The organism is Nonomuraea rosea (assembly GCF_039539705.1).
GTDB lineage: Bacteria > Actinomycetota > Actinomycetes > Streptosporangiales > Streptosporangiaceae > Nonomuraea > Nonomuraea rosea.
This window is the reverse complement of the sequence record NZ_BAABDQ010000053.1, coordinates 26,889-50,779: the sequence shown is the minus strand read 5'-3', so window position 1 is coordinate 50,779 and position 23,891 is coordinate 26,889. Positions and strand designations below refer to the sequence as shown.

Below are 23,891 nucleotides of genomic sequence, written 5' to 3'. Positions count from 1 at the left end.
CCCGTCGCCAACACATTTGGCGCTCTGCGCTAACGACATGGAAAACATGACGGCGCAAGATTGACTGCGCATCACCTTGACGACAGCAACTGTCACGAATGGCGTTTCACGTGGAGATGAAGATCATGAGTGTCAGAAAGACCACGATCGGCGCAAGCATTGCGGCCGTGCTCAGCGCCGCGGCACTTGGCACCGCTGCCACCGCCTCAGCATCCGGCCAGATCGTCGAAACGCCTGCCATAGTTTGCGGGCCCGGTTATCAGGTCGAGCGGCAGGCCTCGTTCAGTGGCGGTGTCGCTTACCTGCTTTACAACGCCGGCAAGCAGAACGCCTGCGCGGTGGCGTTCAAGACCAAGAACGTAGGCACGCGGACTCTGGTTTGGTCGGCGGTGGACGTTAAGGGAGCGGGCGTGGTGAAGAATGAGGAGATCACTCCGTTGCACACCGTGCCCGTCTACCATGCAGCACCGGCCGGGTCCTGGGTGAAGTTCTCCGGCGGCACCAAGAGCGCCGACTCCGGCGGGGGATACGAGCAGATCGGGTAATGGCTTCGTCCCCGGCCGTCCGGCGTCCGCTGACGCCATACGTTGACACCCTCTGCCGCGGTCCTCAGCATCGGCCTGCTGAGGACCGCTTCTGCGTGGGACCGTCTTTACGGCGCGAGAGGAATGACAGCGCTGAGAGCGTGGCGCCCGTGCTCGTCAACCTCGTGCATCTGATCCCGTGGGACGACCCTCGAGTCGAAAGCCGCGCACTCGCCACAGCAGATCATCAGGTAGAAGTCGCGAGCATGGGCGACCGCCTGCACAGCCGCTACGAGCGGCCGTACCTCTCCATCTGGCTCATGAACACGGTGTGCGTGTCCGTCAACTGGCGCTCCATCTTCCCGAAGGCGGCCTCGTCCACTACCTCCTCCACTCCGGCCTCGGCCATGAGGGCGCTGGTCTGCCGCACGCAATCGTCCTGAGCGGCGTTGACCGCCCGCAGCAGTTCTTCGGACAGTTCTTCGCTGGCCAGCCGCATTGCGCGCGGATGGAGGTCGATCGAGTCAATGCGGCCCGAGTGGTCGGCGTTGACGACGATGCGCCCGTCGGCTCCTGAGCCTGTTCCGCGGATGGTGGCGAGCCTTTCTTGGAGTCCCGTAAGCCGGTTCATCGTTTGCTCGGACTCCCGCCCGACCCGCTCCAGTTCCTCAATGCTGATACCACCAGGATCGAGCACGAGATTCCCCTTGTCTGCCAGCTGTAACACTTCACGAATGACTCAGAACAAAATACAAGATATTCTGCTTTCGGTTAAGGTGATGTTCTGCAACCGTTAGCTTTGCCAAGGAGAGAGATGTCGCAGGACATTCACGTGACTTCCAAGACGCTCGCTAGGATCCAGGCCGATCTCCGCGAGTCCGTAATCCCAGGTCTGGAACGGCTCAAGAGTTCCGTTGATACCACGCATGTCCCCATGCCCGGCTTCGGGATACAGGGCATTGCACTGGGTAACAAGTACGACGACATCCGTGACGACGTCAAAAGTTACGCCGACGACGCCATCAAGACCGTCCGCAATTGGATCGACGCCCTGGAGACGATAAAGAGAACCTGGGCAGCGGCCGAGGCGGCCAGCACCGTCGTATACCAGTGATCGGAGGAATCTGACTCATGACGACGCCCTATAATCCCGGTAAACTTGTGGCAAAGGCTGCGCTCGACAACCTCAAGCTTGCCGCCAAGTCGGCGCCGGGCATCATGATCGGGGTCACCATCGCCACCACCGCGTGGGCGAATGTTCCAGCCATGGGCGAGGCCAAGGCCAACTGGAACTCGTTGGCCAAGGCTCTGGAGGTCGAATATCCGAACTTCATCAACAACGCCGCCCTCCTGTCCAGGGCAGGCTGGATCGCCGACGACCGGGAGGAGTTCCTTAGGGCGACCGCTTTGTTCAACGGTGATCTACTTAAGCTCAGCGGCCTCTGCTACAGCATGGAAAGTCAGGTCGACCAGGTGCGCGATGTCTACGCCATCTACTGGATGCAGATCGGAGTTCTGGCCAGCACTGTGCTCGGCTATATCGCAGCGTGCCAAGCAATGAAGGGGACGCCGCACCTCGCGGCCACGGGCCAACTGTGGCTTGAGCGGCTCGTCGCGCTGACCAATGGGATGATCGCCCACAAGACCAAGTTCCTTGTCGGGTTCCTCGCGGTGGCGGGCGGCACACTGGCGACCAGTGCGCAGTCGCTGGGCCAGCTTTTCACTATCCAGCCGAGCGGAGACGCCGGCATCAGCTTCGAGCGCGCCGTCATCAGCACCGACCCGCCCACCAGCTATATCGCCCCCAAGCTCGACGAGGCCGTCCCGCCGGCAGCCAATTAATCCGTCTGGATAACGACGTATCTCGACCTTGGTGGTTCGCCTGGGTGCCTGGTGGAACGGTCGTTCACCAGGCGCCTGGCCCGTCTTGAACCGACCCTGCGGCGTGGAAAGGTCCACTTCTCATCAGCCTTTCGTGTCCGGTGCCTTCCAGTCGAAGTGGTCGGCGCCCGAAGGCAGCTGACCTGGCTGCGCAGGTTGCTGGAACGACGGGAAGGCATTGGCGTCGATGGTGGCCTTCTTGAAGTCGATCTTCCCCTGGCCTACCGGGTCCACAAAAGTGAACTGGTGGCCCTTCCTGGTCAGTGTCGCCAAGGTCTCGCCCGCGCCGCTCACGGCGGCCCCCAGCACGAGCGTGGCCGTAGCCATTCGATGGCTGGCCTTCGCCGAGACCAACTTCTCCAGGATCCGGCCGTAGAGCGCGGTTCTCGGATCCGCCTTCAGCTTGTCGGTGAGTGCCAGCAACGCCGCTGCGGCGATGAGTAGGCTTATGATCTGAAGCCAGAAGCTGCGGTATCCTGCGGCGACCTCGTCGAGGATGCCACCGATGTCACTCAGCACTCCGCGCAGTACGCCGATCTCCTGGTGAAACTGCTCGACAACCCTCTCGAACTCCACCTGGTCCTGCGCGACCCAGCCGTCTCGCGAAGCGTCGAGCAATTGGGGCAGGACTTGCTTGATCCCGTCATCGAGCCGGCCGGCGATACCGTGCTTCCAGTTGGAGGCCGCCTGGGCCATTTCGGGTTCGTTGGCTACGGCGGTGATCACAATCGCCAGTCCCGGCAGCAACGTCGGCCAGCGCCTGCCCATCCACTTGGCGAGTTCTCCGGCCCGTTGGCTGAGTGGAATCATCCGACGTACCGCACCTTGCTGGCCTCCTCCGCGGCGCGCCAATTGGCCTGGGCGTGGGTCAGCGCATCGCTCCATCCGGCACAGGCGGACTCCGCCTCGCCGAGCTGTTCCTGCGCCCACTTGCGGACACGCTCGTAATTGATGCCGATCGCAAGCTGGCCCAGCACGCCGAAACCTGGCGCGGCCACGTTCGTCGTGGTCTCACAGAGGCCTTTTATCTCATGCAGATATGCCTTGAGTTCGCCATCGATCCGGCCCCGCAGGGCTTCGATCGCGGTAGAGGTGACATAGAGGTAGCGGCCAGAGGTGGCATCCGTGCTCATGAACTTAGATTTTATCGAGGAATCGGCTTGTGCAGGTGGCCGATAACGATGGTTATGATCAATTCGGGGTCCGGCCATTCGGCGCTCGGCTTTTGTTAACCGAGAATCGATGGCGTAGGCACATGGATGCAGACGAGGCGCGACTCATTGAATTGGACAAATTCGTGCATGAAAGCGAGCGTTCGGTGCGCGAGCTCGAGCAGGCCATTAAAAGCCTGCGCGAACTCTACGGCACGGGCGAAAGCCGAACCGGAGCGGTCTCGGCGCGGGTGGACGCAAGCAGCAAACTCGTCGAGCTGGCCATCAGCCCGAGGGCGATGAAGCTCGTCAATCACGAGCTGAGCCGTGAGGTGGTGGAAGCCGTCAACGCAGCGCAACTCGACCACGAACGCCAGACCAAGAAGTTGATCCCCACCACGTCGGACGCGGAGGCCCTGCTGAAGACCTTCGAGCACGACCTGGCGGGGATGCAGGACGGCTTCACGGCCAAGACACACGACCGGCTCAACCGTGTACGTGCCGTGCAGCGTCGCTGGGAGTCCTGACCGTTCGCAACGACGACGGTCCCATCCGGCGAGGTTCCGGGTGGGACCGTCCGGCACTGGATCAGCCGCAGTTCGCCCACCCCGCGCTGGTGCTTCCCGCACCGACGCTGCCGGAGAACTTCACGCACTTGCCCGGGGCGGGCAGCTTGACCGGTCCGGCGTAGTACTTGTAGTTGCCGTTGTCGGTCACGCTTTCCCCGCCCTGGACGTCGAGTGTCGCGCTGACGGGGCTCTCCTTGCCCACGCTCACGTACTTCATCGTCACCACGCAGTTCTGCTTGGTGCCGCTGTTGTAAAGCTGGAAGGTCTCACCGCCGTTGAACGGCTGCGAGCGCTGTACGTAGAACCCGGACCCGCACACCTGGGCCGGCGTGTGCGGGTTCTTCGGTTCCGGCTGCGCGGCCGGTGGGGCCGTGCTCTTGGTCGGCTCCGGCTGTGGAGACGGTGGGGCCGACGTGGTGGGCGCCGGCGCGGGCGCTTGCGTGCTTCTGGCGGGAGATGGAGAGGGGGGTTCGGTGCTCTTCGCCGGAGACGGGGTCGGCTCCTGGGACTGCTGCGGAGCCTTGGTGTTCTGGTCCGTCGGTTTCTCCGTGACCGTTTTGGTTACCTCCGGGGTCTTCGGCTGTGTGGTGGTTGCCTGTGGAGTCTGCTGCTGTGTGCTGGTCGGTTGCGCAGTGGGAACGGGCTGGGTCGACACTGGTGTGGGAGTGGGCACCGTGCTGTACACAGGTGCAGTCGGGACATTCGACGGCGTCTCGGTGGGCAGAACGAGCGGGCCCACGCCGTACGGGTCGGTGTCGGAGGAGGAGGCCCACGGCACGGTCACCTCCGGCTGGTCGGTGCCCGGCTCATCCAGGTGCGGAACCGTGCCGTCAGTGGAATCGCTCTCCGGGCTCTTCCCCGCGTCGGTCAGCCCGGCGGGTCCATTGGTGGCCTTGCCGTCGGCCGCGACATCAACCGAGTTGATCTGCTGGTTGTCCGCGTAGCGACCGGCTCCCCAAAGGGCGACACCAGACAGCACCATGAGTGCGGCGACTGAGGCGGCCAGGCCGACCGGAAACCTCCGGCGCGGAGCGAGGGACCCCATGACCGGCGCCTGCAATATGTGCGGCCGCTGCGGCTGCTCTCTCATGGGCTGTTGCTGCTGCGGTGGCTGCCAAGACTGTTGCGGCTGCACGGGCACACCTTCGATCGGTGCGCTGCCCCCAGCCGGCGACAGTGCCGGTGAATCCTGTATCGGCAGCTGGGGCGGAACTCCTCCCGGCAACAGCTTCGCCGTGATCTCCGGCTCCGCCCGTTGGCCGCCGAGCAGGCGCAACAGCGCCGCGTATGTGGTCGGCCGCTGATCTACATCCTTCGACAATGCCGCGAGCAGCACACCCCGCAGCGGTCCGGTCAGCGCGCCCAGCGTGGGCACACCGGTCAGCACCGCCTCGGAGTCATGGCCGAACGGCGCCTTCCCGGTGGCCGCGAAGATCACCATGGACGCCCAGGCGAACAGGTCCGTAGCGGAACCGCACGGCTCACTCCGCAGTTGTTCGGGCGCGCGGTAGCCGATCTCACCGGCGGCCTCGCCGAGGTCGAGGTCGGTCACCCGGAGGCCGTCAGCGCTCATGATGACGTTGTTCGGAGTCAGCCCCCGATGCGTGATGCCCGCCAGATGAACGGCGGTCAGCGCGGTCAGCGTGCCGACGGCCACCCGTTCCACCGCGTCGGTGCCGAGTGGCCCGTCGGCTGCCACAGTCTCGGCGAGGCTGCGCCCCTTCACATGTTCTCGCACGATGTAGAGGCGGCCGTCATGCAGGCCGACGTCCACCGTCCTGGCGATGTACGAGCTGGAAACGCGCCGGACCGCGGTGAAGTGCGCGACAGCATCCGCGGCCGCATGCGACTTCCCGGTCAGCAACTTGATCACTCGGAGAGGAGTGTCATCCGACACCTGGCCGAGGAAGGACGCCCCGCGCGGCCCCTCCGGCAGGCGTTCCGACAGAACGTAGTCACCCAGCCGCTTCGGATCGCCGGGCTGTAAAGGGTGCACCTGTCTCCCTTTCGTGTTCGCGATCCGATGGCATAGTGCGCCACATTCGGATCAATGCATCAGTGGTCTAAGAGGCAAAGCTGGATGGATCAGGTCGGCCGTCCCGGTCTCCAGCCCCGGTTTCTGCCGAGCGGCAGCACCAGTGCGACCGCACCGGCCACGGCCAGGAGGATCAGCGCCCCGGCTGCCACGGACAGAGAGATGTTCCGTGCCACGACATCCTCCGGCGGCACCTTGCCGATCGCGTCCGACGAGAGCGGTGCCGGAGGAGGTCCGGCCACCACCGGCCGATCCGCGGGTTCGAAGGGCAGCACGGCGCTGACCGCCTGCACCGGATTGACCACGCCGGCCCCCGTGCCTTTGCCGACCGAGCCGTCGGCCGTGGCGATGATGCGCCGCCGTACCTGCTCCTGGCTGAGACGCGGGAACCTGGCGCGCACCAGCGCGGCGGTCCCGGAGACGTAGGCGGCGCCGAAGCTCGAGCCCTCAAGGTCCAGCTTGTACGTGCTGCGCGGCCACGGGGCGATGATGCCGACGCCAGGCCCCAGGACGCCGACAGGCGTGGCCGTGTTGGAGGAGTCGGCGCGGCGGCCGTCCGGAGTGGCCGAGCCGACAGCCAGCACGCCTGCGTAGGAGCCCGGATAGGCGGGCACGTCCTGGTTCTTGTCCGTGATGTTGCCTGCGGCGGCGACGATCACGATGTCCCTGGCCAGGGCATTCTGGACGGCGGCCTTGAGTACGGGATTGTCGGCCGCCTTGATCGAGATGTTGATGACGTCGGCCTCCAACTGGACCGCCTTGTCGATGGCCGCAGCCAGGTTGGCGACGTGGCCCTCGGCCTGGTTGCTCTGCTTGAGCTCGATGACGGTCGCCTGGGGGGCCACGCCGTGGAAGGTGACGCCCGGATAGACGCGGCCGGCGATGATTCCGGTGACGGCGGTGCCGTGACCGACACAGTCGATGTAGCCGGTTCCAGTGAAATCGACGAAGTCGGAGAACCGGCGCAGCTGCGGATGCTGGATGTCGAGGCCGCTGTCGATGACCGCTACCCGTACGCCAGCTCCGGTGCTCAGCCGCCACGCTGTCTTGATGTCGAGCCGCTTCTGCGCCCAGGGCTCTTCACCAGGCAGCTTCACGACGCCCGCTTCGGGGGTGCAATCCTGGAGCGGGCGTGTGACGGCCGCCGCGGGAGTAGCGGTGAGACCGAGAGTCAAAATGGCTGCCAACAGCACCCGGCCGAGGCCCGGGCATATCCGACGGAGATACAGTTTGTCCTCTTGCGGTGCTGATCGCTCCGCTTCAACCACAGTCATCCTGGCCATCCGCACTGTCAGATCGTGCTGGATGGCGAGAGCCTTCATGATCATCGCAGGCAGGCGCTCAGCGAAGACCGGGACCGGGCAAGAGCGTCATAACCGGTCCGTGTCTCGACACCGTATCCAGCCGTCGCCCTGATGTGCAGGACGACGACGAGTGCGGGCATCTCGAGCCTGGGGTCCGTGGGCACGTACACCTGTCCTCGATCGCGGTCGCATCCGTTCGTTCGAGAGGCAGTCTTGCGCCGCTCGATTCTCCGTGTCGTTAGCGGAGAGCGCAGGATGTGTTGGCGATAGGCGCAGGCCGCTCGGCGGTGCCGACGATGCGGCCCCCTTCATGCCTCTGCGGTGGACGTAACGGAGGCTTGCCCTTGGCGAAGCGCTAATAGGGCCGGTAGCCGCCGCCTTGCGCCAGCGACGAGATGCCGGGGTGGCCGCCGAGGTTGCCGTAGCGGCTGTAGGTGTACAGGACACCCGCGATGATGTTGTCAACCGGGTCCAGGATCTTGCCGTGACCGGGCAGGGCGTGCGCGTTGAACGTCGGCGGGATGGTCTGCATCAGCCCTTGGGACGGCACACCGTTCTTGGCGTTGATGTCCCAGTTGTTGATGGCGTTGGGATTGCCGCCGGATTCGTGATAGATGATCGTCCAGATGCGCTCGACGTCCTGGGGATCATTCGCGTCCAGATCATTGACGTCAATGCCGCGTTCGCGCATGATGCCCGCCATCTCGGGCGACTTGATGATGGTGAGCGCCTGCTTGATCCATTCGGCGACCTCTGCCTTGGGCGCGGGTGCACCACCACCCCCCGCCGCGGAGTCACCACCGGTGCCCGAGCCGCCACTGCCCGACAGTTGCGTCTGCTCCTGAACCGGCGTTCTCGTCCAGACGACCTTCTCTTCGCCCGGAACGAAGTCCGCTCCTCCAGGGGCGCGAATGCCGGTGAAGAAGCCGAACCCGGCGCTCTCCCCTGCCGCACCGGTCTTGACGTGGGTGCTCAGCAGGGTCGAGGCCGCCTTGACGGCTTCGTGAGCCGCCGCGACGTGACCGAGGGCGATCTGGATATTGCCGTCCATGAGGCTGATCATGCCGGCGCTGGCCCGCATCGCGACAAGCGCGTCAGCCTGGAACTTGTCGCGGTTTTTGTCAAGGTAGTCCGTGAGGAACGCGACTGCACGAGTGACCGCCTGCTTGCAGAGGGCGTCAATCTCGGCATGGGCCTTCTCCATGGCCTTGGCGGTGTTGTCGAGCGCTTCGGCGCAGGCTCGGACGGCGGTGTTGAGCTGTTCGCCGGCTGTGGGATAGAGGCGGATGTACTGGTTGAAGGCGTCGGCGGAGCCGCCCTCCCAATTCAGGTCGACGTCGTTGACGGACCTGATGAGCGCGGAGGTGGTGTCAGCGGGGTGGAACGAGCACACTCGCCAGGCCGAGGCGATGCCCCTGACGCCCTGGGGGTCGCCCTTCACCTTCGTGAGGAGGTCTGCTAGCTCCTGGCCACGAGGGAGCTCGATGATGTCGGGCGTCCGGACGTCGATCATGCGCCCGAAGCCGTCGCTGCGGCGCGGAGGTTGTCCATCACCGCGTTGAGTGCTCGCTCGACTTCTTCCAGTTTCGCATGGCCGCTCTCGATCTCGCCGCGGATGCCGGTCCAGGCCGCGTCCATCTTGGCGGCCAATTCCTGAGCGCCGTCCAGCATGCCGAACAACGCGGCTGCCGTCGGTAGGGCGGGGGCTGTTGCCCCGCCTTCTTTGAGAATGTCGTCGAGGTTGAACTCCTTCGCCGCTGCGAGGACCCGCGTCCTGCACTTGTCGAGTGCCTCGTAGGAAACATCAACCGAGCCTGTGTCCATGGGGCGGATCATAGAGGACGTCACTGAGGCCGGCGGGGCTCGTTTTCCGCTGATGTCAGGAACGCCGTCTGGATCAGCCGGTCGCCGAACCTTCTGTCCACATGAAATCCGCGGCCGGGCGGGAGAGGCTGTGGCCGCACCTTACCGAACAGCACGCCTTCGTCCCGGTTGCCCGACATGATCAGCGCCGGGCTGGCCATCTCCTTGAGCCGCTGCACCGCCTGGTCGTACATGGCCCGGTTGGCGCCTCCCATCTGACGCGCCAAGATCAGGTGCAGTCCGATGTCACGCGCCTGCGGCAGTAACTCGGCCAGTGGCTGCAGGGGGTTGTTCGAGGTCGCCACCAGGTCATAGTCGTCCACCACGATGTAAAGATCCGAGCCCTTCCACCAGCTGCGCTCGCGAAGCTGGTCAGGGGTCAGGTCGGCGGGCGGAAGGCGCTTGAGCAGGGCGAAGCGGACCTCCTGCACCAGCTCCGCGGCCGCCGCACTCGACGCGGCATAACCGATGCGGTGGTCGGTGACCGCGGTGTCCAGCAGCGCCCGGCGATAGTCGATCACGACCAGTCTGGCTTCCTTCGGCGTCTTGCGCGCGACCAGACCTTCCATGATCAGCTTCAGCACGTTCGACTTGCCGCAGCCGGTGTCGCCGAAGACGATGAAATGCGGATCGGTCTCGAAGTCGAGGGTGACCGGAGACAGCGTCGCCTCGTCGATGCCGATCGCGATGCGGTTGTCGCCCGTCTGGTCCGGGCCTGGCATGTCGGTTGCGTGAAGGAGCGCCGGCAGCAGGCGCACGGGAGGGGCGGCCGGGCCCCGCCACGAGGCATTGACGGTCTCCACCAGGGCGCGCAGCCCGTCGGCGAGATCGTCGGAGCTGCGCAGCCCGTCGATGCGGGGAAGGGCCGACAAGAAGTGCATGCCGTCCTTGGTGAGCCCGCGTCCCGGTGTGCCTTCGGGCACCGCCAGTGACGCGCTACGGCCGATCTCCGACTCGTAGGCATCGCCGAGCTTGAGTTCTATCCTGGCGCCGAACAGGTCGCGGATGCCTGGCCGGAACTCCGACCACTTGTTCGTGGTCGCAATGACGTGGATGCCGTAGCCGAGCCCGCGCGCCGCCAGGTCGGTGATCACCGGCTCCAGGCTCTCGTACTCCTGCCGGATCGTCAGCCAGCCGTCCACGACCAGGAACACATCACCCCAGCCGTCGCCCACCAAGCTGCCCTCGGCCAGCCGCTTTCGGTACGTGGCGATCGAGTCGATGCCCTGCTCGGCGAAGTCTCGTTCACGCTGCTGGAGGACGGTGGAGATCTCGGCGACCGTACGACGGACCGTGTCGGCGTTCTGCCGGTTGGTCACGCCGCCCACGTGCGGAAGGCCCTCCAGCGCCGACAGCGCGCCGCCGCCGAAGTCCAGGCAGTAGAACTGCACCTCGAGGGGGGTGTGCGTGAGCGCCATGCTGGTGATCAAGGAGCGCAAGATGGTGCTCTTGCCGCTCTGTGTGCCGCCGGCGATGCCGATATGTCCGGCCGCGCCGGACAGGTTCAGCCAGTACGGATCACGACGCTGGTCAAAGGGCCGGTCGATGATGCCGATGACGGCCAGCAGTCGTCCTCTGCCGTCCCACCCAGGCGTGGACAACCCGAGCTCGGGAGTCACCGACAACGAAGGCAGCAGGTGAGCCAAAGTCGGAGGCTCGCCCAGCGGCGGCAGCCAGATGCGGTGCGCGGCGGGGCCGCGTCCCTGCAGCCGGCCGACAACGATGTCGAGCAGGCTGGACTGGGTTCCGTTCTCTTCAGCCTCTGCCGGCGCCTCCGTCGAGGGCGTCTCGACGACCGGCAGCGGCGCGTAGGCGGGCTTGTACTCGATGACCTCCCGCGCCACGGGCTGCCCGTTGCCGGAGACATGCCGGGTGTCCGGCTGGTACGCGGCGGAGACGTAGGCGGCCTTGAACCTGGTCATGCCGGTGGTGTCGAACTTCAGGTACCCGTTGCCCGGTGCCGAGGGCAGCTCGTACGCGTCGGCAACGCCGAGCACCGCCCGGCTCTCCATGGCCGAGAACGTACGCAGGCCGATCCGGTACGACAGGTGGGTGTCCAGCCCGCGCAGCCTGCCCTCGTCCAGGCGCTGGGAGGCCAGCAGCAGGTGTACACCCAGTGATCGGCCGAGCCGGCCGATCATCACGAACAGGTCGATGAACTCGGGCTTGGTGGACAGCAGTTCGCTGAACTCGTCGAGCACGACGAAGAGCGTGGGCAGTGGCGACAGCTCGGCGCCCTGCTCGCGGGCGCGCTCGTAGTCGCGCAGTGAGGCGTAGTTGCCCGACGCTCGCAGGAGCTCCTGCCGGCGCACCATCTCGCCGTGCAGCGCGTCGTGCATGCGGTCGACCAGGGGGAGCTCGTCCTCCAGGTTGGTGATGACAGCCGAGACATGCGGGAGCGAGTCGAGGCCGAGAAAGGTCGCACCGCCCTTGAAGTCGACCAGGACGAAGTTGAGGATCTCCGAGGAGTGGGTGACGGCCAGCCCGAGCACCAGCGTACGCAGGAGCTCGGACTTACCGGAGCCGGTGGCCCCGATCAGCAGGCCGTGCGGGCCCATGCCGCCCTGCGCCGACTCCTTGATGTCGAGCTCGACCATACGGCCGTCGGCGCCGAGCCCGATCGGCACCCGCAGCCGGTTACGACCGGCTCGTGGCCGCCAGGTCATCGCCGGATCCAAGACACGGGGGTCGCTGATGCCCAGCAGGTCGGTGAGCGTCGTGTTGACCGACAGCATGTCCTCGCCATCGCTACCGCTCGCGGAGGAGGCCCGGAGCGGGGACAGCTGCCTGGCCAGCCCTTCCATCCAAACGAAGGCGAGCTTGTCCGGCGCGCCCAGCCGCGTCTTGCGTTCCCGGCCCGCGTGGTCGATCTTCACTATGCGCAGGTCGTCCTGCTGGACCTCCAGCCGCAGCGTGTTGCCCTCCGCCACGGCGCTGGTGGAGCCGGTCAGGTCGATGACGGTCACGCCCTGGATGGCGTCGCTGCCGAGCTGCGAGTCGTGCGGCATGTGCCCGCCCTCCACGATCAGCACGTGGTACGGCAGCTCGTCGGCGGGCGAGCCCGGCTGGAACCTGGACCGCTCCTTGAGGTCGCCGCCGACGAGCCGGTCCAGCTCACCGAGGTCATCTGCCATCAGGCGGACGGGTCCGGAAGCATCGACCTCATCGGGGTGCAGGGCGTGCGGGAGCCACTTGGCCCACTCCCAGTGAGGCATGCGCTCCTGGTCGGCGCAGACCATGATGCGCATGTCGTCGGGAGAGTGGAAGACGGTGATCTGGCCGACCATGGCACGCACGAGACCGCGCATCGCCTTGAGGTCACCGCTGAGCCGGATGCGGGCGAAGGAGCCGAGGGCGACGGCCACGGGCAGCTGGGAAACTGTGGAGTGGGCGCGCATGAATCTCCGCAGCGCACCAGCCGACAGCGCGTCCAGATCTTCCACGGGCTTGGAGTCCGGCGGGAAAAGCTGGATGGCCAGCTTCTGCACGCCGGTGCCGATCCGTACCGTGCTGAAGTCCTCGTCCCGGGAACGGCGCTCCCATAGGCGGGGTCCCATCGCGATCCACCACAGGGACTCCGGCTCTGGGCCGCTCCACTCCAGGGCCTCGCGCTGCTGCTTGGCGGCGCGCCCGGCCTTTCTGCGGACCTGGCCGAGATAGCGGAAGTAGTCGCGGCGAGAGCCGTTGAGCCGGTGCTTGCGCTCGGCCGCCTGGCGGCCCATCTGGCTGACGGTCATGCCGAGCATGGAGACCGCGAACAGGCCGCTGGCGACGTACATGATCGGGTTGGAGTTGTTCCCCGTGGTGAACATCAACGCCATCGCCGCCGCCCCCGCCACCATGGGCAGGTAGTTGAGGACCAGCATGAAGCCCTGGCTCTGGACCTCCGGGATCTCGGGCGGAGACTCCAGCATGACTTCTCCGCGAGGTGGCTTTGGGCCTGGGCGGCGCTCGGGGCGCCGGACAACCACTTTGCTCACGCGACGTTCTTACCAGAATCGACCCGCTATGTTCTGTGCTGTCCGTGACGCTTGTGAGACGGAGTGAACCGTGGGATCGATGGTTCAGAAGCCGCTGCCCGAGCCTTCGCCTCCCGTGAAGGGGCCCGATGGGTCCATGCCGACACGCTCGGGGCCGATCCAGCAGGGCGCTCTCGCACAGTTGCCGCTACCGCTGCCGGTGTTGTGCAACATCACGATCGTGGGGTCCAGCCGCAAGGCCGACTTGACGCTGCCCGCCGACATACCGCTGCCCCACGTGCTGCCGGGGCTGCTGCGCATGCTCGGTGAAGTGGGTGGTGACGCCGTGTCGTCGCCGGGATGGACGCTGCAGCGGCTCGGTGGCGCTCCACTCGACCTGGAGCAGAGCCTCAGCACGCTGGGTGTGCTCGACGCAGAGGTGCTCTACCTCCGCCCGCGCGAGTCGATCCTGCCGCCCGCGATCTTCGACGACGTGGCAGACGTCGTCGCCACCGGTGTCCGTAACGGGTCGGGTAAGTGGAGCCCGGCACACACCAGGGCTCTCGGCGCGGCCGGGGCCACGGGTCTACTGGTCCTCGGCGCCGTGAACCTGGCCTTAGCGGGTCTGCCCCCGCTGATCGGCACGATCGTCTTCACAACGATCGCGCTGCTGTTGATCGCCGCGGGGGCCGTGTTGTCGCGTGCGTTGGATGAGGCCACGGCCGGTGCGCTGATCGGACACGCGGCGCTGCCGTACGGCTTCCTGGCAGGGCTGTTCACCCCCGCCGGCAGCGGAAGCCTGGCCGAGGTCGGCGCTCCCCATCTGCTTGCCGCCTTCGCCTGCACGGCGCTCGCCGCCGCCGTCGCCGGGATGATGATTTCGCATGGCATATCCGGCTTCCTCGGTACGGCCATCGCCGCGACGTGCGGTGCGGCTGGTGCGGCCGTCATCATGGTGTCGGGGACCGCACCTGCGGGAGTGGCGGCCGTTGCCATCGCCGTGCTGCTGGCGCTGAGCCCGCTGGTGCCGACGCTCTCGTTCCGGCTGGCCCGGGTGCCGTTGCCGGCCATGCCCACCACGGCCGAGGAACTGCGCGCCGACAATCAGCGGCTCGACGCGATGGCGATCCAGGAGCGCACCGTGATCGCTCAGCGTTACGCCACAGGTCTGATCATCGCGGTGGGATTGGCCGCGCTGGTCGCCCAGGCGTTGCTGGTGCTGAACGACGGATGGATCGCGTACCTCATGACCGCCACTCTTTCGCTGACGCTCATCATGCGCGCCCGCGTCTTCTCCGGTCTCGGCCAGCGGATCTGGTTGATCGGCTCCGGCCTGGCGGGGCTCGCCATGGTGGCCTTCGCGCTGAGCTCCAAGGGAGGGGTCATCGGTGCGCTGGCGGTGGCGGTCTGCGTGTTGTGGGTGTCCCTGCTGGCGGTGGGCGTCGGGAGGAGCCTGGCATCGGGGAAACCCTCGCCGTACTGGGGCCGTGCCGGCGACATCCTGGAGTTGGTGTTGATCGTTGAACTGTTCCCGCTCGCGGTCGGTGTGCTTGAGATCTACAGCTGGGTGCGCGGATTGTCGGGCTGATGCTGGCAAGGACAAGAAGGAGTGAGGATTGTGCAGGGATTCGGCGACTTCGCGAACATCGACATGGACAAGCTGTTCAAGCAGGTCGATGAGCAGATCGCGCGGATAGAGAAGTTCGAGAAGACCATGGAGGATCAAGTAGGCCGGGCGCAGGACGATCTCGGTTTGGTGACCGTGGAGTGCGGTCAAGAAGGAGTCCGCGAGCTGCACCTGCATCCCAAGGCTCTGCGCCTTCCCTCCGGCGAGCTCGCCGACCTCATCAAGGCAGCGCTGAACGACGCCACCCGTGATCTGCAGCAGCAGATCAGCGAGGGTATGGACGCGGCCTTCGGTGACTCCGATGACAATCCCATGAAGATCGTCAAGGACCCGGAATCGCTGCTGAACAAGATCAAAGGGGCGGAGGCCGTCTACAACCGCACCTTCGAGGACGTGATGGGCGAGCTCAGCCGCATCCAGCGGCAACTGGAGTTGTGAGCTCCCTGCCTGCTGCTCCTGATGGTGTTGGCGCAGAGTGCAGGATGTCTTGGTGATGAGCGCAGGTCCGTGATCAGTGGGTCATGTGGTGCCTAATATGCGAGTCGATATTGGTCCGCCGAGGGTAGTCCGTCTTGTCCAAGCTGGCTGCCCTCGCATGAGACAAGGCCATGTCCACTTGGAGGTCCAGTGGCACTGTACGGAGCAAGTCCGACGCAGTTGACCAACGCTGCGGGGTACTGCCAGGACACCGCGCAGTACATCGAAGGTATGCGTCAGCGGGTTCAGGCGATCAAAGGCGATCTGACCACCCAGGGCTGGCGGGGTGGCGCGGCCCAGAAGTTCAGCCAGGCGCTCGACCGGTGGGACGTCGAGTTCAAGGCCGTGATCAAGATCCTCGAAGACATCCACGACCGGCTCAACATCGGCGCCGGCGTCTACCGGAACGCCGCCGACCAGAACATGGACTTGTCCGGGTCGCTGGTCAGAGACGGCAGCGCGGGCCGGATCGACTCAGTGATCAACAGCAACTAGCCGACCGACGCAACGGAGACCGCAGTGACCGTTCCCGATGATCACACATTCGTCAAGTTCGGCAGCATGGACCATGCCTACGAGGAGCTGAAGAAGGTCGTGACCGAGCTCGACAAGGTCACGGACGATCTGTATGCCGACATCAAGAAGGAGCTCGGACCCAGCTGGGAGGGCGAGGCGGAGACGTTCTTCAACACCAAGAAGGACCAGTGGAACGCCCACGAGCAGGAGATGGGCAGGCAGTTGTTCCAGGCGGCCGGTGCCGTCGACGTCGCCAATGGCAACTACCAGGCCGCTGAGCGGCGCAACATCGCCATCTGGACGGACTGATCGTCGTTGTCCATGCCTTTTCTCGGTCGTCGTGCCGCCGCGGCGACCGAGACCTCGCGTCCGCAGGAGTAAGTGATGGCCGAGCCGGGCCGTGATGGGCGGGTCGATCCGTCCATGGCTGGCCATTTCGAGAGTGACGGGAGGGTTCACGAACCCTCCACGATGCGAGCTGTCGCCGAGGTTCTGACGAAGTGCATCGAGGCCGTGGAGAAGCCGGGCCTCAGCGGGGCCGCCATGACCGATGTCCAGCTCGAGGCCACTCAGTTCGGGGAGTGGATGGATGCCAAGACCTTCGGTGTGACTGCGGGCAGGGACAGCGCAGGACAGAAGCTCGGGCAGGTCCACTCCGAGTTCGTCAAGGCTTACAAGAACGTCATCGCGGCCATCGAGGCGAGCGCGGGCAACCACGCTGAAGCGGATAGGCGAAACGAGGGCGCTTGACCGTGGCTGACAGCGGCACGAAAGGTGAGACGCTCGCCATCTGGGGTGACAGGATCCCCACGGGTGAGACGGAGTTTCATCCGAAGGAAGAGATCCGGCGCCTGCTGGGCACGTCCCAGCAAGAGTTGATCAAAGGGGCTGGTTCCGCCTACACCAGCGCAGCGGAGGCGATCACCAGCGCGGTTGCCGGAATCGAGGATAACGCCGGCAAGATCCTCACCATTTGGAAGGGTCCGGACGCTGACAAGGCTCGTATCGCGCTGGAGCTCGTGCACGCCACCGGTCAGCAGCTGGCGCGCACACTCACAAGTATGGGCCAGAGCCTGGAGACCTACGCGGGCTATATCCCCATGGCCATCGCCGAGGTCGATGGCATCAAGGCGGCCAAGAACGAAGTGGACGCGGAGGTCCAGGAGGTCATCCGGTTACGGAAGACCATGCTCACGCTCGACCTCTTGGGTGACGCCGAGACCATCGCCACCGCCAGGATCGAGAACCCCAGGGCGCAGGAGGCGCTGAAGAGGCTCAACGAGAAGATCCGCTCTCTGTTCATCTCCTCGCTCCCCATCAGCATCACCTATGAGCTGCCTACCGTGACGATTCCGCCTACGCCCGGCGCATCGATCAGCGTCGAATATCGGAGCAGAACCGAGACCCAGGGCTCCACGTTCACCACCACCACCGCCGACCACGCGGATACCGACGGTGCCGACGACGCGAGCGTCAGCGGCACGGGTAGCGGAAACAAGGGGTCCACGGCCGACGCGCCGAACTCGATACAGGATCACGATCGTTCGGGCGGCGAGGCGGGTGTCGATCCAGTGACAGCACCGGATGATCAGCCTGGTCAGGACCAGCCCGGTGGCCAGGATCAACCCGGCGGCCAGGATCGGCCCGATCGCCAGGATCAGTCCAGCGGCGGAGAGCAGCCAGGCAACACGGTCCAGCCCGGGGAACAAACCGGCAGCCCGGGTAAGAACGCCGGAGCAAGCACAGAGGACGGCACCGCCCCGCCGGTGATCGGCGCCCAGGACAGGACCGCCTTCGACGATGCCGTCCCCGCGACGGACCCCCACCACACCGAGACATCGGCTTACCAGCCCACGACGGCCACGATCGGCAACACTCCCACAGGTACGGTGACCCCCACCGCGACTCCGGCGCCGTGGGCCGCGCCCCCAGGTGTCCCGTCAGTGATCGGCTCCCCGAACGTCGCGTACACGCCCGGCGCGGGCCTCGCGACGGTGCGCAGCGGGAGCACGGTGAGCGCATCCGGTATGCCATTCATGCCGATGACGGGAACAGGCGGCGCGATGGGGGATGAGGGCGGCGACATGGAGCGCAATACCTATCTGTCGGAGGACAGATCGTCGTGGAGCAGCAGCCATGACGTGACAGATCCGGTCATCGGATGAGCAATCCGCAGGAAGGCAGCGCAGGTCAGCCGACCGGCCAGCAGCCGAATGCCGCTACCACGTACGGCGGCCTTCCGGTAACCGCTCAAGCGCCGCTGGCCTCGTCCGGCATCTCCTTCAAGCCAGGCGGACTCGACGCGGTCAGTGGCAGGATCGAAATGCCCAAAGGGCTCTTCGGCACCCTGCAGGGGAGGTCCGATGAGATGGGTGTTCCGGCCCCCGGCTTCGGCGTGATCGGCATCGGGCTCACCACTGCTCACGACAAGGCAATCGCGGCCCAGTCGTCTGCGCTGGCGAGAGGCAAGAACGCGCTGGACAGCTGGAGGGAAGCGCTGAAGAAGGCAGACGCCAACTACACGGAGGCCGAGAACCCCCCTGGCCCCGGCGATGACGGCAAACCGGGTCCGGAATTGCCCGGCCCGGGCCCAGAGATGCCCGGCATACCGGACCCGGAGCTACCTGGCCCGGACCCGGTGCTACCTGGCCCGGACCCGGTGCTACCTGGCCCGGACCCGGAGCTACCCGGCCCGGACCCAGAGTTGCCCAGCTCGGATCTCCCCGAGAACGGCGCACCGGCGACGGATATACCCGGCACGAACCTGCCGAAGAACGACGTCCCGACGACGGATCTCCCGACGGATCTGCCCCGCTCGGATGTGCCGACAACGGATCTGCCTGGGACGGACCCGCTGAACGTCAGCAGCCCGGATACGAAGGTCCCCGACATCGACGCGGCGCTCAACCGGCCGTCAGACAAAACTGACCTCTCCTCCTACAATCCCAATAACCCACAGCTCAACGGGCCACTGAACCCTGACGGGCCCAACGCGAATACCCGCTCAGGCACGACATTGGGCACGCCGTCGGGCGGCGGAGGGGGCCCAGCCAACGCCAGTGGCATGCGCCTTCCTGGCGTGGGTGCCGCCGGCAACATGGGCAGCGGGATGCCCATGATGCCCATGATGCCCATGACCGGCGCGAGCAATGAAGCCGACGAACGTGATCGGCAGGAAAGTCTACTGCTGGCGGAAGACGAAGGAGTGTGGGATGGCGACGAGGACATCGCTCCTGCGGTCATCGGCAAGGAGAAGTAGATGAACAACTGGGAACCCGTCACCGCCGTGAACCCCGCCGCCGCCGCCACCACCGCCACCGCCACCGGCGTCGGGAGCGCCGTCACCGCCGCGTGGGATTACGGGGGGAGCAAAGGCCTCTACATCAAGGCCGCCGCCACCGCGACTGCCGCCGCGTCCTTGATCGGCCAGGCATGGGCCTTCTATGTTGCCGCGATGATCGGGACCATGATCTCCGATCCGGGACGGATGTCCAAGTCGGCCGAGACCTGGCGCACCGTCGACCAAGGCGGCTTGACCTACGAATTGACCGGAATTCAGAACGACCTTGCTGTTCTCAAGACCTCGCTCCAACAGCAAGCCAAGTGGGATGGTGCTGCCTTTGAGCAATTCGAGGAGACTTGGAACGAATTCAACAAATCACTTAAAACTCTCGAATCAACGCGAAACAGCACAGGCGAGGCTGTCGATCAGAGTGCGAAGTTGTACCACTGGGGGGCGGTTGCGTGCATGGCTATTGGTGGGCTCATGATGGCCATCGCCTTGGTGCTGTTGATGGTGAGAGGCAAAATGCCTTTCTCCTGGATAGTTAGTTCCAAGATCGGCAACGTAACGCTTGAGATGCTTAAAAAGTTCCTGCTCAAGCATGGCATAGCGGTCGGCACGCTCACCACCATCATGTATCTGGCCGTCAAGAAGTCCGAGGACAGCGGCAAGCTGTTCCCTGGTACGAAGCCAATACCGAGCGAGCTCAGCAGAATGGCATCCGGTGCTATGCCGGAATTCACCAACGTCACGCTGGACTACACGGTAGGGACCCCCGGCCTCACCCTCAAGCCGGACTCGAATGGCGGCATCAGCCAATTGTGAGCCCCATCGATAACCTCATCCGCCGGTGAGGCGGTTGGCCGGCATCTCCGCGACGGGTTGCCGCGCGGCGGCGGGATCCAGGAGCGGGCCCTCGGGGATGAGCCGCAGGAGATGGGCGGGCACCGGCGTCACCTGAGCGGCGTCATACCCCAGCTTGCCCACCACATCGGCGGAAACCAGCCTGAACCGTTTGCCCTGGTCAGTGATGAGCGAGTACTCGTTGATCGCGTCCGTCTGCCCTTCTCCGGAGAGCTGACCTGCCAGCGCCGCACCGCCGGGGGGCAGTAACACCTGGTCGACGTGGTCGGGGCCGCCGCTGCCCGAGGGCTTCGGGATGGTCAGCGTCGCGCCCGTCGTCAGCTGCGCCCGGACCGAACCCGCAACCGTGTCGGCGTACACCGTGCACAGGGGCGCGGAAGCACTCACTGTACGGAAGCGGGGCATCGTGAGCGGCAATCCGCCCCCCATGACCTGCTGGACCGAGACTTTGGCGGAGTTGACCGTGGCCGCGTCAACGGCGATCTGGCGCACGCCTCCCTTGCTGTAGGCGACCTTGGTGGCTGGATCTTGCAGGAGCAGCATCGCCTGCGTCTGGCTGATGGGCGCGAGGCCATCGCCGAGCAGCGCGTACCAGCGCTCCGATGCGCCCGGGATGGCGGCCAGCGTGAAGACCTGCCCCACTCGCGCGGGCGCACCGCCGGGGCCCGTCACTCGCTTGCCACGCTGCGCAATCTTGAGCGCGACGAAATCCGGTCCGGCGGGAATGGCATTCACCCAGGACAGCGGCACTTTACGTGGTGCCTGGTCGGTGAGCCGGCGTACGTCCTTGATGAGCATGCGGTAGTTGTTCCACAGCACCCAGCTCTGCTGCCCGTCGTTGACGACCAGGGCGTCACCGCCCACCGGCGTGCCACCGACGTCGACTCCGCCCAGCAGCGTGACATACGGCCGGGCCGTTCCTGTCGCGTCCGCCTGCTCGACCACGCAGACCGTCCACGGCGATTTGATCATCTTTGCCGGTTTGGGGAGCGAGTCGGGTGCGCCGGAGATGCCGATCTTCTGACCTCTGGCCAGGCCGGACAGCGACTCGGCCGACACCGAGCGAACCTTGATCTCCTGGCTGTCCAGCAAGAGCCTGGCCGAGACGTAGTTGGCCACCGGCTGCAGCTTGCCGTCGCCCTGGTTGTAGACGTAGGAGGCGCCGGTCTCTTCCTCAATAAGCAGCTGACCTGCTTCTTTGAGCTTGGTGGCGCCTCCGGGGTTGAGCATGCCCCAGATCCCGAACCCGGCCGTGATCAGCACCACGAGGAGGATGCTGGCGAACGTCGCCACGTTGTATCGGCGCATCGGGGACTCGGGCAGGTCGGGCTCGCCCTGAAGCAGCGCCAAACCCAGGCGCTGGGTCATCAGCTTGTGCGCCTGGTAGAGATCCTTGCGGGTCTGCATGATGCCTAATGTTACCCATGTTTCGCCATTCATTGGATGTCAACAGATGTCCAATATCTGTACGGCAAAGCGATGGCCAAGTACGCTCTGGATCAACCGAATGTGGAGGGTCACATGGCAACAACGAACCCAGGTTGGCATCTGGAGCAACACTGGCCGGGTCTGGTGGCGGACAGAGACGAGGTCATGTATGACCCCAAACTGCTCGGTAATGTCGCCGACGCGTTGCACAAGAAATTGTCCGAACTCACCGGCGTGCCGGCCATAACATCCGAAGCCAGCGAAAGGACCACGGTCACCACGGACTCGCCTGCGCAGGGTTCCCTCCCCGATGTGGAACAGCACCGCTACACGCTGGATATATTCGCCAGCCAGCTGGAAGACGTGAAGAAGTGGGAGGGCGGCGATACCTTCGCCGCCGCGCTGAGGCAGGGCCATGCGGAGCTGACCAAGGTCTACAAGGAGGTCAATGAGAAGCTTGCAATTGCGTTCGCCCTGATCGACGCGGGTGCCGGCAATTACCGGCACGCGAACGTGGCGAACGAGGGCTAGAGATGGCCGAAGACCTGAAGGCGGTGCACCCGATCCGCCTCAATGAGAGCGCGTCCTTCTCCGTGAACGACGACGGCCGGAGCGTCGCGGAGATCAAGACCTTCATCCAGATGCTCAATCCAGCGATCATCCAGCGCGCGGCCGCATCGTACCTGGCCGCCAGCGACAAGCTCTTGTCGATGTGCCAGACCCTGTCGTCCGGGTCGACGGCGATGGCCACGGTCTGGGAGGGCCCGTCGTCGGTGGAGGCGCAGCAATCCCTGCGCACTCTGTACGCCACCATCCGTGAGCTGGCGCTGAAGTTCGAGGCAGTCGGCCTGCCGTTGGAAGGGCTTGGCAGGCGGCTGCTGGAGCACCAGGACTTCGTGGAGAACAAGTCCGGGGCATGGAGCGACAACACCTACACCTTCGATGACAGCATGGCCAAAAGAGTCCAGACGATGGACAAGGGGGTAGAACATGGCTCGCAGGACGAGATGGCCGGTCAGCACCTGCGGCTGCTCAACGATGACCTGAGAAACGTGTATGTGCAGTGGCCGGTCGGTGTCTACAAGGTCGTTCCCGACATCAAGCCTCCGGCGCTGCCCGACCCTGACCTGACAGCACCGCCGGGCCCCGGGGACTACCGGGTTGATCCGATAGTCCTCAACGGTCCTGGCAGCGAATACCAGAGCCCCGGCATCGATGACATCGGCGCCACCCCGACCATCGGCTCGGACCCGGCCGGCCTTCCCCAAGGCACCCTCAACCCGGACGGCACCTACCGGAACGAAAGCCTCGACCCGAGCACTATTGGCGCAGACGGTCGTTACCCGGATGGGACCTACCCCAACGACGGTGACCCGGGCACCGGCGATCTGAACGGCACCACCCCGAACGGCGTCAACCCGACAGGTGCCTATCCCAACGGGGTCAACCCGAACCTCACCGCCAACGCCGGGGTGCCGGACACCAGCGGACCGAACACCCCTGACTCGCGTACCACTCTTGAGGACTTCCAGCGCCCGGCCGGCTGGGATCCAAGCATCTCCACCTCTGCGCAGAACAGCGGCTCGCCCTACTCCATGCCTGGCACCGGGCCCGGGACGGGTTCCGGCGGCGCCATGATCGGCTCAGGTGGTCTCCCGCTCAATGCGAGGTCAGCCTCCGTGACCGGCAGCGGCATGCCGTTCCTGCCGATGGGCGGGGCCGGTGCGGGCGCCAACGAGTCGGAGGACAAGGAGAACAGCACCTGGCTCCACGAGGACGACGACGTCTGGGGCACTGACACGGAGGGTGCAGTCTCCGACAAGATCGGCTAGTTCGAAGCGGACCGGCGTAGCTCCCGGAGCGTCTGCTCGGCGACGGCCTGGTCCACCGCAGGACACCGGAAGCTCTGCGCGGCGATGTGCGCGCAGAGCTCCTCATCTGGACGGATGCCGTGCTCTTCCAGGTAATAGGTGATGGTGTCCGTCCAGATCCAGGCGCCGTCGGTTCGGAAGCTGAGCGGCACCACCGCGCCCCGCGCAGGGTCGAGCCGATCGACGTCCACGCTCGTGGTGGAGAGGATGGCGGCACCGGCCCTCAGGTAGTCCGCCAGCCGCGGGTCGTGCACCTGGGGATGGTCGGGCAGGAAGTACGGCACGCCGTCCCTGACTCCGTCGAAGACCCTGGCCACCGAGATCTCCGGGACGATCTCCACATAGCAATTGCTCCAGCCGCGCAGCAGGTCGAAAGCCGCCACCAGGGACCACGCTCGCGCGGCGGCCATCGTCTCGATCAGCTCCTGAACATCCTCTGAGCTGAACTTCAGCTGGTCCCCGTCCCGTGTCAGCGTACCGATGACCCGGTCGGAGCGGATCTCCACCACCTTGAGCGTGCTCATCCGACGCCCGATCCC

Annotated in this window: 24 protein-coding genes; 14 read left to right on the top strand and 10 right to left on the bottom strand. The window is 65.6% G+C overall.

Annotated elements, in window-relative coordinates; translation table 11 throughout:
• Window positions 1-110: 110 nt before the first annotated feature.
• Entirely contained in the window at window positions 111-545 is a 435-nt protein-coding gene (locus tag ABEA43_RS60030) for a hypothetical protein (RefSeq protein WP_345577145.1), read from the top strand.
• 268 nt (window positions 546-813) lie between these two features.
• On the opposite strand, the gene ABEA43_RS60025 is transcribed toward ABEA43_RS60030, so the two are convergent.
• Window positions 814-1,221: a YbaB/EbfC family nucleoid-associated protein gene (locus ABEA43_RS60025; RefSeq protein ID WP_345577143.1), complete on the bottom strand. Its 408-nt coding sequence runs from the start codon at window positions 1,219-1,221 to the stop codon at window positions 814-816.
• 117 nt (window positions 1,222-1,338) lie between these two features.
• On the opposite strand from ABEA43_RS60025, the gene ABEA43_RS60020 reads away from it, so the two are divergent.
• Together ABEA43_RS60020 and ABEA43_RS60015 are read left to right on the top strand one after the other, a co-directional pair.
• Window positions 1,339-1,638 (top strand): hypothetical protein, encoded by a 300-nt coding sequence (locus tag ABEA43_RS60020; protein WP_345577141.1) that lies wholly within the window; start codon window positions 1,339-1,341, stop codon window positions 1,636-1,638.
• A gap of 17 nt (window positions 1,639-1,655) precedes the next feature.
• The gene (locus ABEA43_RS60015) at window positions 1,656-2,366 is read left to right on the top strand and encodes a hypothetical protein (protein WP_345577139.1); all 711 of its coding nucleotides are present in this window, start codon (window positions 1,656-1,658) and stop codon (window positions 2,364-2,366) included.
• A 123-nt stretch (window positions 2,367-2,489) separates the two neighbouring features.
• On the opposite strand, the gene ABEA43_RS60010 is transcribed toward ABEA43_RS60015, so the two are convergent.
• On the bottom strand, window positions 2,490-3,215 hold the full coding sequence (locus tag ABEA43_RS60010; protein WP_345577137.1) for a WXG100 family type VII secretion target: 726 nt from the start codon (window positions 3,213-3,215) through the stop codon (window positions 2,490-2,492).
• Window positions 3,212-3,538, bottom strand: coding sequence for a hypothetical protein (locus tag ABEA43_RS60005; protein ID WP_345577135.1), 327 nt, complete (start codon window positions 3,536-3,538; stop codon window positions 3,212-3,214). The genes ABEA43_RS60010 and ABEA43_RS60005 overlap by 4 nt, the downstream gene beginning before the upstream one ends.
• A gap of 122 nt (window positions 3,539-3,660) precedes the next feature.
• Between ABEA43_RS60005 and ABEA43_RS60000 the strand changes: the two genes are divergently transcribed.
• A complete protein-coding gene (locus tag ABEA43_RS60000) occupies window positions 3,661-4,083 on the top strand; it encodes a YbaB/EbfC family nucleoid-associated protein (protein WP_345577132.1) in 423 nt (140 codons plus the stop codon).
• Between the two features lie 61 nt (window positions 4,084-4,144).
• Here the strand turns inward: ABEA43_RS60000 and ABEA43_RS59995 are convergent, their stop codons facing one another.
• The 5 genes from ABEA43_RS59995 to eccCa form a co-directional block, all read right to left on the bottom strand.
• Window positions 4,145-6,121 (bottom strand): protein kinase domain-containing protein, encoded by a 1,977-nt coding sequence (locus tag ABEA43_RS59995; protein ID WP_345577129.1) that lies wholly within the window; start codon window positions 6,119-6,121, stop codon window positions 4,145-4,147.
• Window positions 6,122-6,210: 89 nt separating this feature from the next.
• Entirely contained in the window at window positions 6,211-7,443 is a 1,233-nt protein-coding gene (locus ABEA43_RS59990; RefSeq protein ID WP_345577248.1) for a S8 family serine peptidase, read from the bottom strand.
• 376 nt (window positions 7,444-7,819) lie between these two features.
• Entirely contained in the window at window positions 7,820-8,977 is a 1,158-nt protein-coding gene (locus ABEA43_RS59985; RefSeq protein ID WP_345577126.1) for a transglycosylase SLT domain-containing protein, read from the bottom strand.
• On the bottom strand, window positions 8,974-9,288 hold the full coding sequence (locus tag ABEA43_RS59980) for a hypothetical protein (protein ID WP_345577123.1): 315 nt from the start codon (window positions 9,286-9,288) through the stop codon (window positions 8,974-8,976). Before ABEA43_RS59980 ends, ABEA43_RS59985 begins: the two co-directional genes overlap by 4 nt.
• 20 nt (window positions 9,289-9,308) lie before the next feature.
• Window positions 9,309-13,241, bottom strand: a complete 3,933-nt coding sequence (gene eccCa / locus ABEA43_RS59975) for a type VII secretion protein EccCa (RefSeq protein WP_345577120.1) — start codon at window positions 13,239-13,241, stop codon at window positions 9,309-9,311.
• Between the two features lie 202 nt (window positions 13,242-13,443).
• On the opposite strand from eccCa, the gene eccD reads away from it, so the two are divergent.
• The 8 genes from eccD (at window position 13,444) to ABEA43_RS59935 (ending at window position 20,014) form a co-directional block, all read left to right on the top strand.
• Window positions 13,444-14,874, top strand: coding sequence for a type VII secretion integral membrane protein EccD (gene eccD, locus ABEA43_RS59970; protein ID WP_345577117.1), 1,431 nt, complete (start codon window positions 13,444-13,446; stop codon window positions 14,872-14,874).
• Window positions 14,875-14,904: 30 nt separating this feature from the next.
• A complete protein-coding gene (locus tag ABEA43_RS59965; RefSeq protein WP_345577114.1) occupies window positions 14,905-15,351 on the top strand; it encodes a YbaB/EbfC family nucleoid-associated protein in 447 nt (148 codons plus the stop codon).
• A 189-nt stretch (window positions 15,352-15,540) separates the two neighbouring features.
• Entirely contained in the window at window positions 15,541-15,885 is a 345-nt protein-coding gene (locus tag ABEA43_RS59960) for a WXG100 family type VII secretion target (RefSeq protein ID WP_345577111.1), read from the top strand.
• A 24-nt stretch (window positions 15,886-15,909) separates the two neighbouring features.
• Window positions 15,910-16,215 (top strand): WXG100 family type VII secretion target, encoded by a 306-nt coding sequence (locus ABEA43_RS59955; protein WP_345577108.1) that lies wholly within the window; start codon window positions 15,910-15,912, stop codon window positions 16,213-16,215.
• A 75-nt stretch (window positions 16,216-16,290) separates the two neighbouring features.
• Window positions 16,291-16,656: a hypothetical protein gene (locus tag ABEA43_RS59950; RefSeq protein ID WP_345577105.1), complete on the top strand. Its 366-nt coding sequence runs from the start codon at window positions 16,291-16,293 to the stop codon at window positions 16,654-16,656.
• On the top strand, window positions 16,653-18,071 hold the full coding sequence (locus ABEA43_RS59945) for a WXG100 family type VII secretion target (RefSeq protein ID WP_345577102.1): 1,419 nt from the start codon (window positions 16,653-16,655) through the stop codon (window positions 18,069-18,071). The genes ABEA43_RS59950 and ABEA43_RS59945 overlap by 4 nt, the downstream gene beginning before the upstream one ends.
• A complete protein-coding gene (locus tag ABEA43_RS59940) occupies window positions 18,068-19,165 on the top strand; it encodes a hypothetical protein (protein ID WP_345577100.1) in 1,098 nt (365 codons plus the stop codon). Before ABEA43_RS59945 ends, ABEA43_RS59940 begins: the two co-directional genes overlap by 4 nt.
• Window positions 19,166-20,014 carry a WXG100 family type VII secretion target gene (locus ABEA43_RS59935; protein ID WP_345577098.1) on the top strand — a complete coding sequence of 283 codons (849 nt, stop codon included), beginning with the start codon at window positions 19,166-19,168 and terminating at the stop codon, window positions 20,012-20,014.
• 15 nt (window positions 20,015-20,029) lie between these two features.
• Here ABEA43_RS59935 and eccB read toward each other — a convergent pair whose 3' ends face one another.
• Complete coding sequence (gene eccB / locus ABEA43_RS59930; RefSeq protein WP_345577096.1) at window positions 20,030-21,493, bottom strand: type VII secretion protein EccB; 1,464 nt, start codon at window positions 21,491-21,493, stop codon at window positions 20,030-20,032.
• A 3-nt stretch (window positions 21,494-21,496) separates the two neighbouring features.
• Between eccB and ABEA43_RS59925 the strand changes: the two genes are divergently transcribed.
• Together ABEA43_RS59925 and ABEA43_RS59920 are read left to right on the top strand one after the other, a co-directional pair.
• Window positions 21,497-22,012 (top strand): hypothetical protein, encoded by a 516-nt coding sequence (locus ABEA43_RS59925; protein ID WP_345577094.1) that lies wholly within the window; start codon window positions 21,497-21,499, stop codon window positions 22,010-22,012.
• A gap of 2 nt (window positions 22,013-22,014) precedes the next feature.
• Window positions 22,015-23,313, top strand: a complete 1,299-nt coding sequence (locus ABEA43_RS59920) for a WXG100 family type VII secretion target (RefSeq protein ID WP_345577092.1) — start codon at window positions 22,015-22,017, stop codon at window positions 23,311-23,313.
• On the opposite strand, the gene ABEA43_RS59915 is transcribed toward ABEA43_RS59920, so the two are convergent.
• Window positions 23,310-23,876 (bottom strand): hypothetical protein, encoded by a 567-nt coding sequence (locus ABEA43_RS59915; RefSeq protein WP_345577090.1) that lies wholly within the window; start codon window positions 23,874-23,876, stop codon window positions 23,310-23,312. The genes ABEA43_RS59920 and ABEA43_RS59915 overlap by 4 nt on opposite strands.
• Window positions 23,877-23,891 lie beyond the last annotated feature (15 nt).

Excerpts from the sequence above, each read along its gene's own strand:
- ABEA43_RS60020 (WP_345577141.1), top strand. The coding sequence starts at position 1,339 with ATGTCGCAGGACATTCACGTGACTTCCAAGACGCTCGCTAGGATCCAG.
- ABEA43_RS60010 (WP_345577137.1), bottom strand. The coding sequence starts at position 3,215 with ATGATTCCACTCAGCCAACGGGCCGGAGAACTCGCCAAGTGGATGGGC.
- ABEA43_RS59985 (WP_345577126.1), bottom strand. The coding sequence starts at position 8,977 with ATGATCGACGTCCGGACGCCCGACATCATCGAGCTCCCTCGTGGCCAG.
- ABEA43_RS59940 (WP_345577100.1), top strand. The coding sequence starts at position 18,068 with ATGAGCAATCCGCAGGAAGGCAGCGCAGGTCAGCCGACCGGCCAGCAG.
- eccB (WP_345577096.1), bottom strand. The coding sequence starts at position 21,493 with ATGAATGGCGAAACATGGGTAACATTAGGCATCATGCAGACCCGCAAG.
- ABEA43_RS59980 (WP_345577123.1), bottom strand. The coding sequence starts at position 9,288 with ATGGACACAGGCTCGGTTGATGTTTCCTACGAGGCACTCGACAAGTGC.
- ABEA43_RS59920 (WP_345577092.1), top strand. The coding sequence starts at position 22,015 with ATGGCCGAAGACCTGAAGGCGGTGCACCCGATCCGCCTCAATGAGAGC.
- ABEA43_RS59925 (WP_345577094.1), top strand. The coding sequence starts at position 21,497 with ATGTCAACAGATGTCCAATATCTGTACGGCAAAGCGATGGCCAAGTAC.
- ABEA43_RS59915 (WP_345577090.1), bottom strand. The coding sequence starts at position 23,876 with ATGAGCACGCTCAAGGTGGTGGAGATCCGCTCCGACCGGGTCATCGGT.
- ABEA43_RS60015 (WP_345577139.1), top strand. The coding sequence starts at position 1,656 with ATGACGACGCCCTATAATCCCGGTAAACTTGTGGCAAAGGCTGCGCTC.
- ABEA43_RS59950 (WP_345577105.1), top strand. The coding sequence starts at position 16,291 with ATGGCCGAGCCGGGCCGTGATGGGCGGGTCGATCCGTCCATGGCTGGC.
- ABEA43_RS60000 (WP_345577132.1), top strand. The coding sequence starts at position 3,661 with ATGGATGCAGACGAGGCGCGACTCATTGAATTGGACAAATTCGTGCAT.
- ABEA43_RS59990 (WP_345577248.1), bottom strand. The coding sequence starts at position 7,443 with ATGGCCAGGATGACTGTGGTTGAAGCGGAGCGATCAGCACCGCAAGAG.
- ABEA43_RS59935 (WP_345577098.1), top strand. The coding sequence starts at position 19,166 with ATGAACAACTGGGAACCCGTCACCGCCGTGAACCCCGCCGCCGCCGCC.
- ABEA43_RS60005 (WP_345577135.1), bottom strand. The coding sequence starts at position 3,538 with ATGAGCACGGATGCCACCTCTGGCCGCTACCTCTATGTCACCTCTACC.
- eccCa (WP_345577120.1), bottom strand. The coding sequence starts at position 13,241 with ATGCTGGAGTCTCCGCCCGAGATCCCGGAGGTCCAGAGCCAGGGCTTC.
- eccD (WP_345577117.1), top strand. The coding sequence starts at position 13,444 with ATGCCGACACGCTCGGGGCCGATCCAGCAGGGCGCTCTCGCACAGTTG.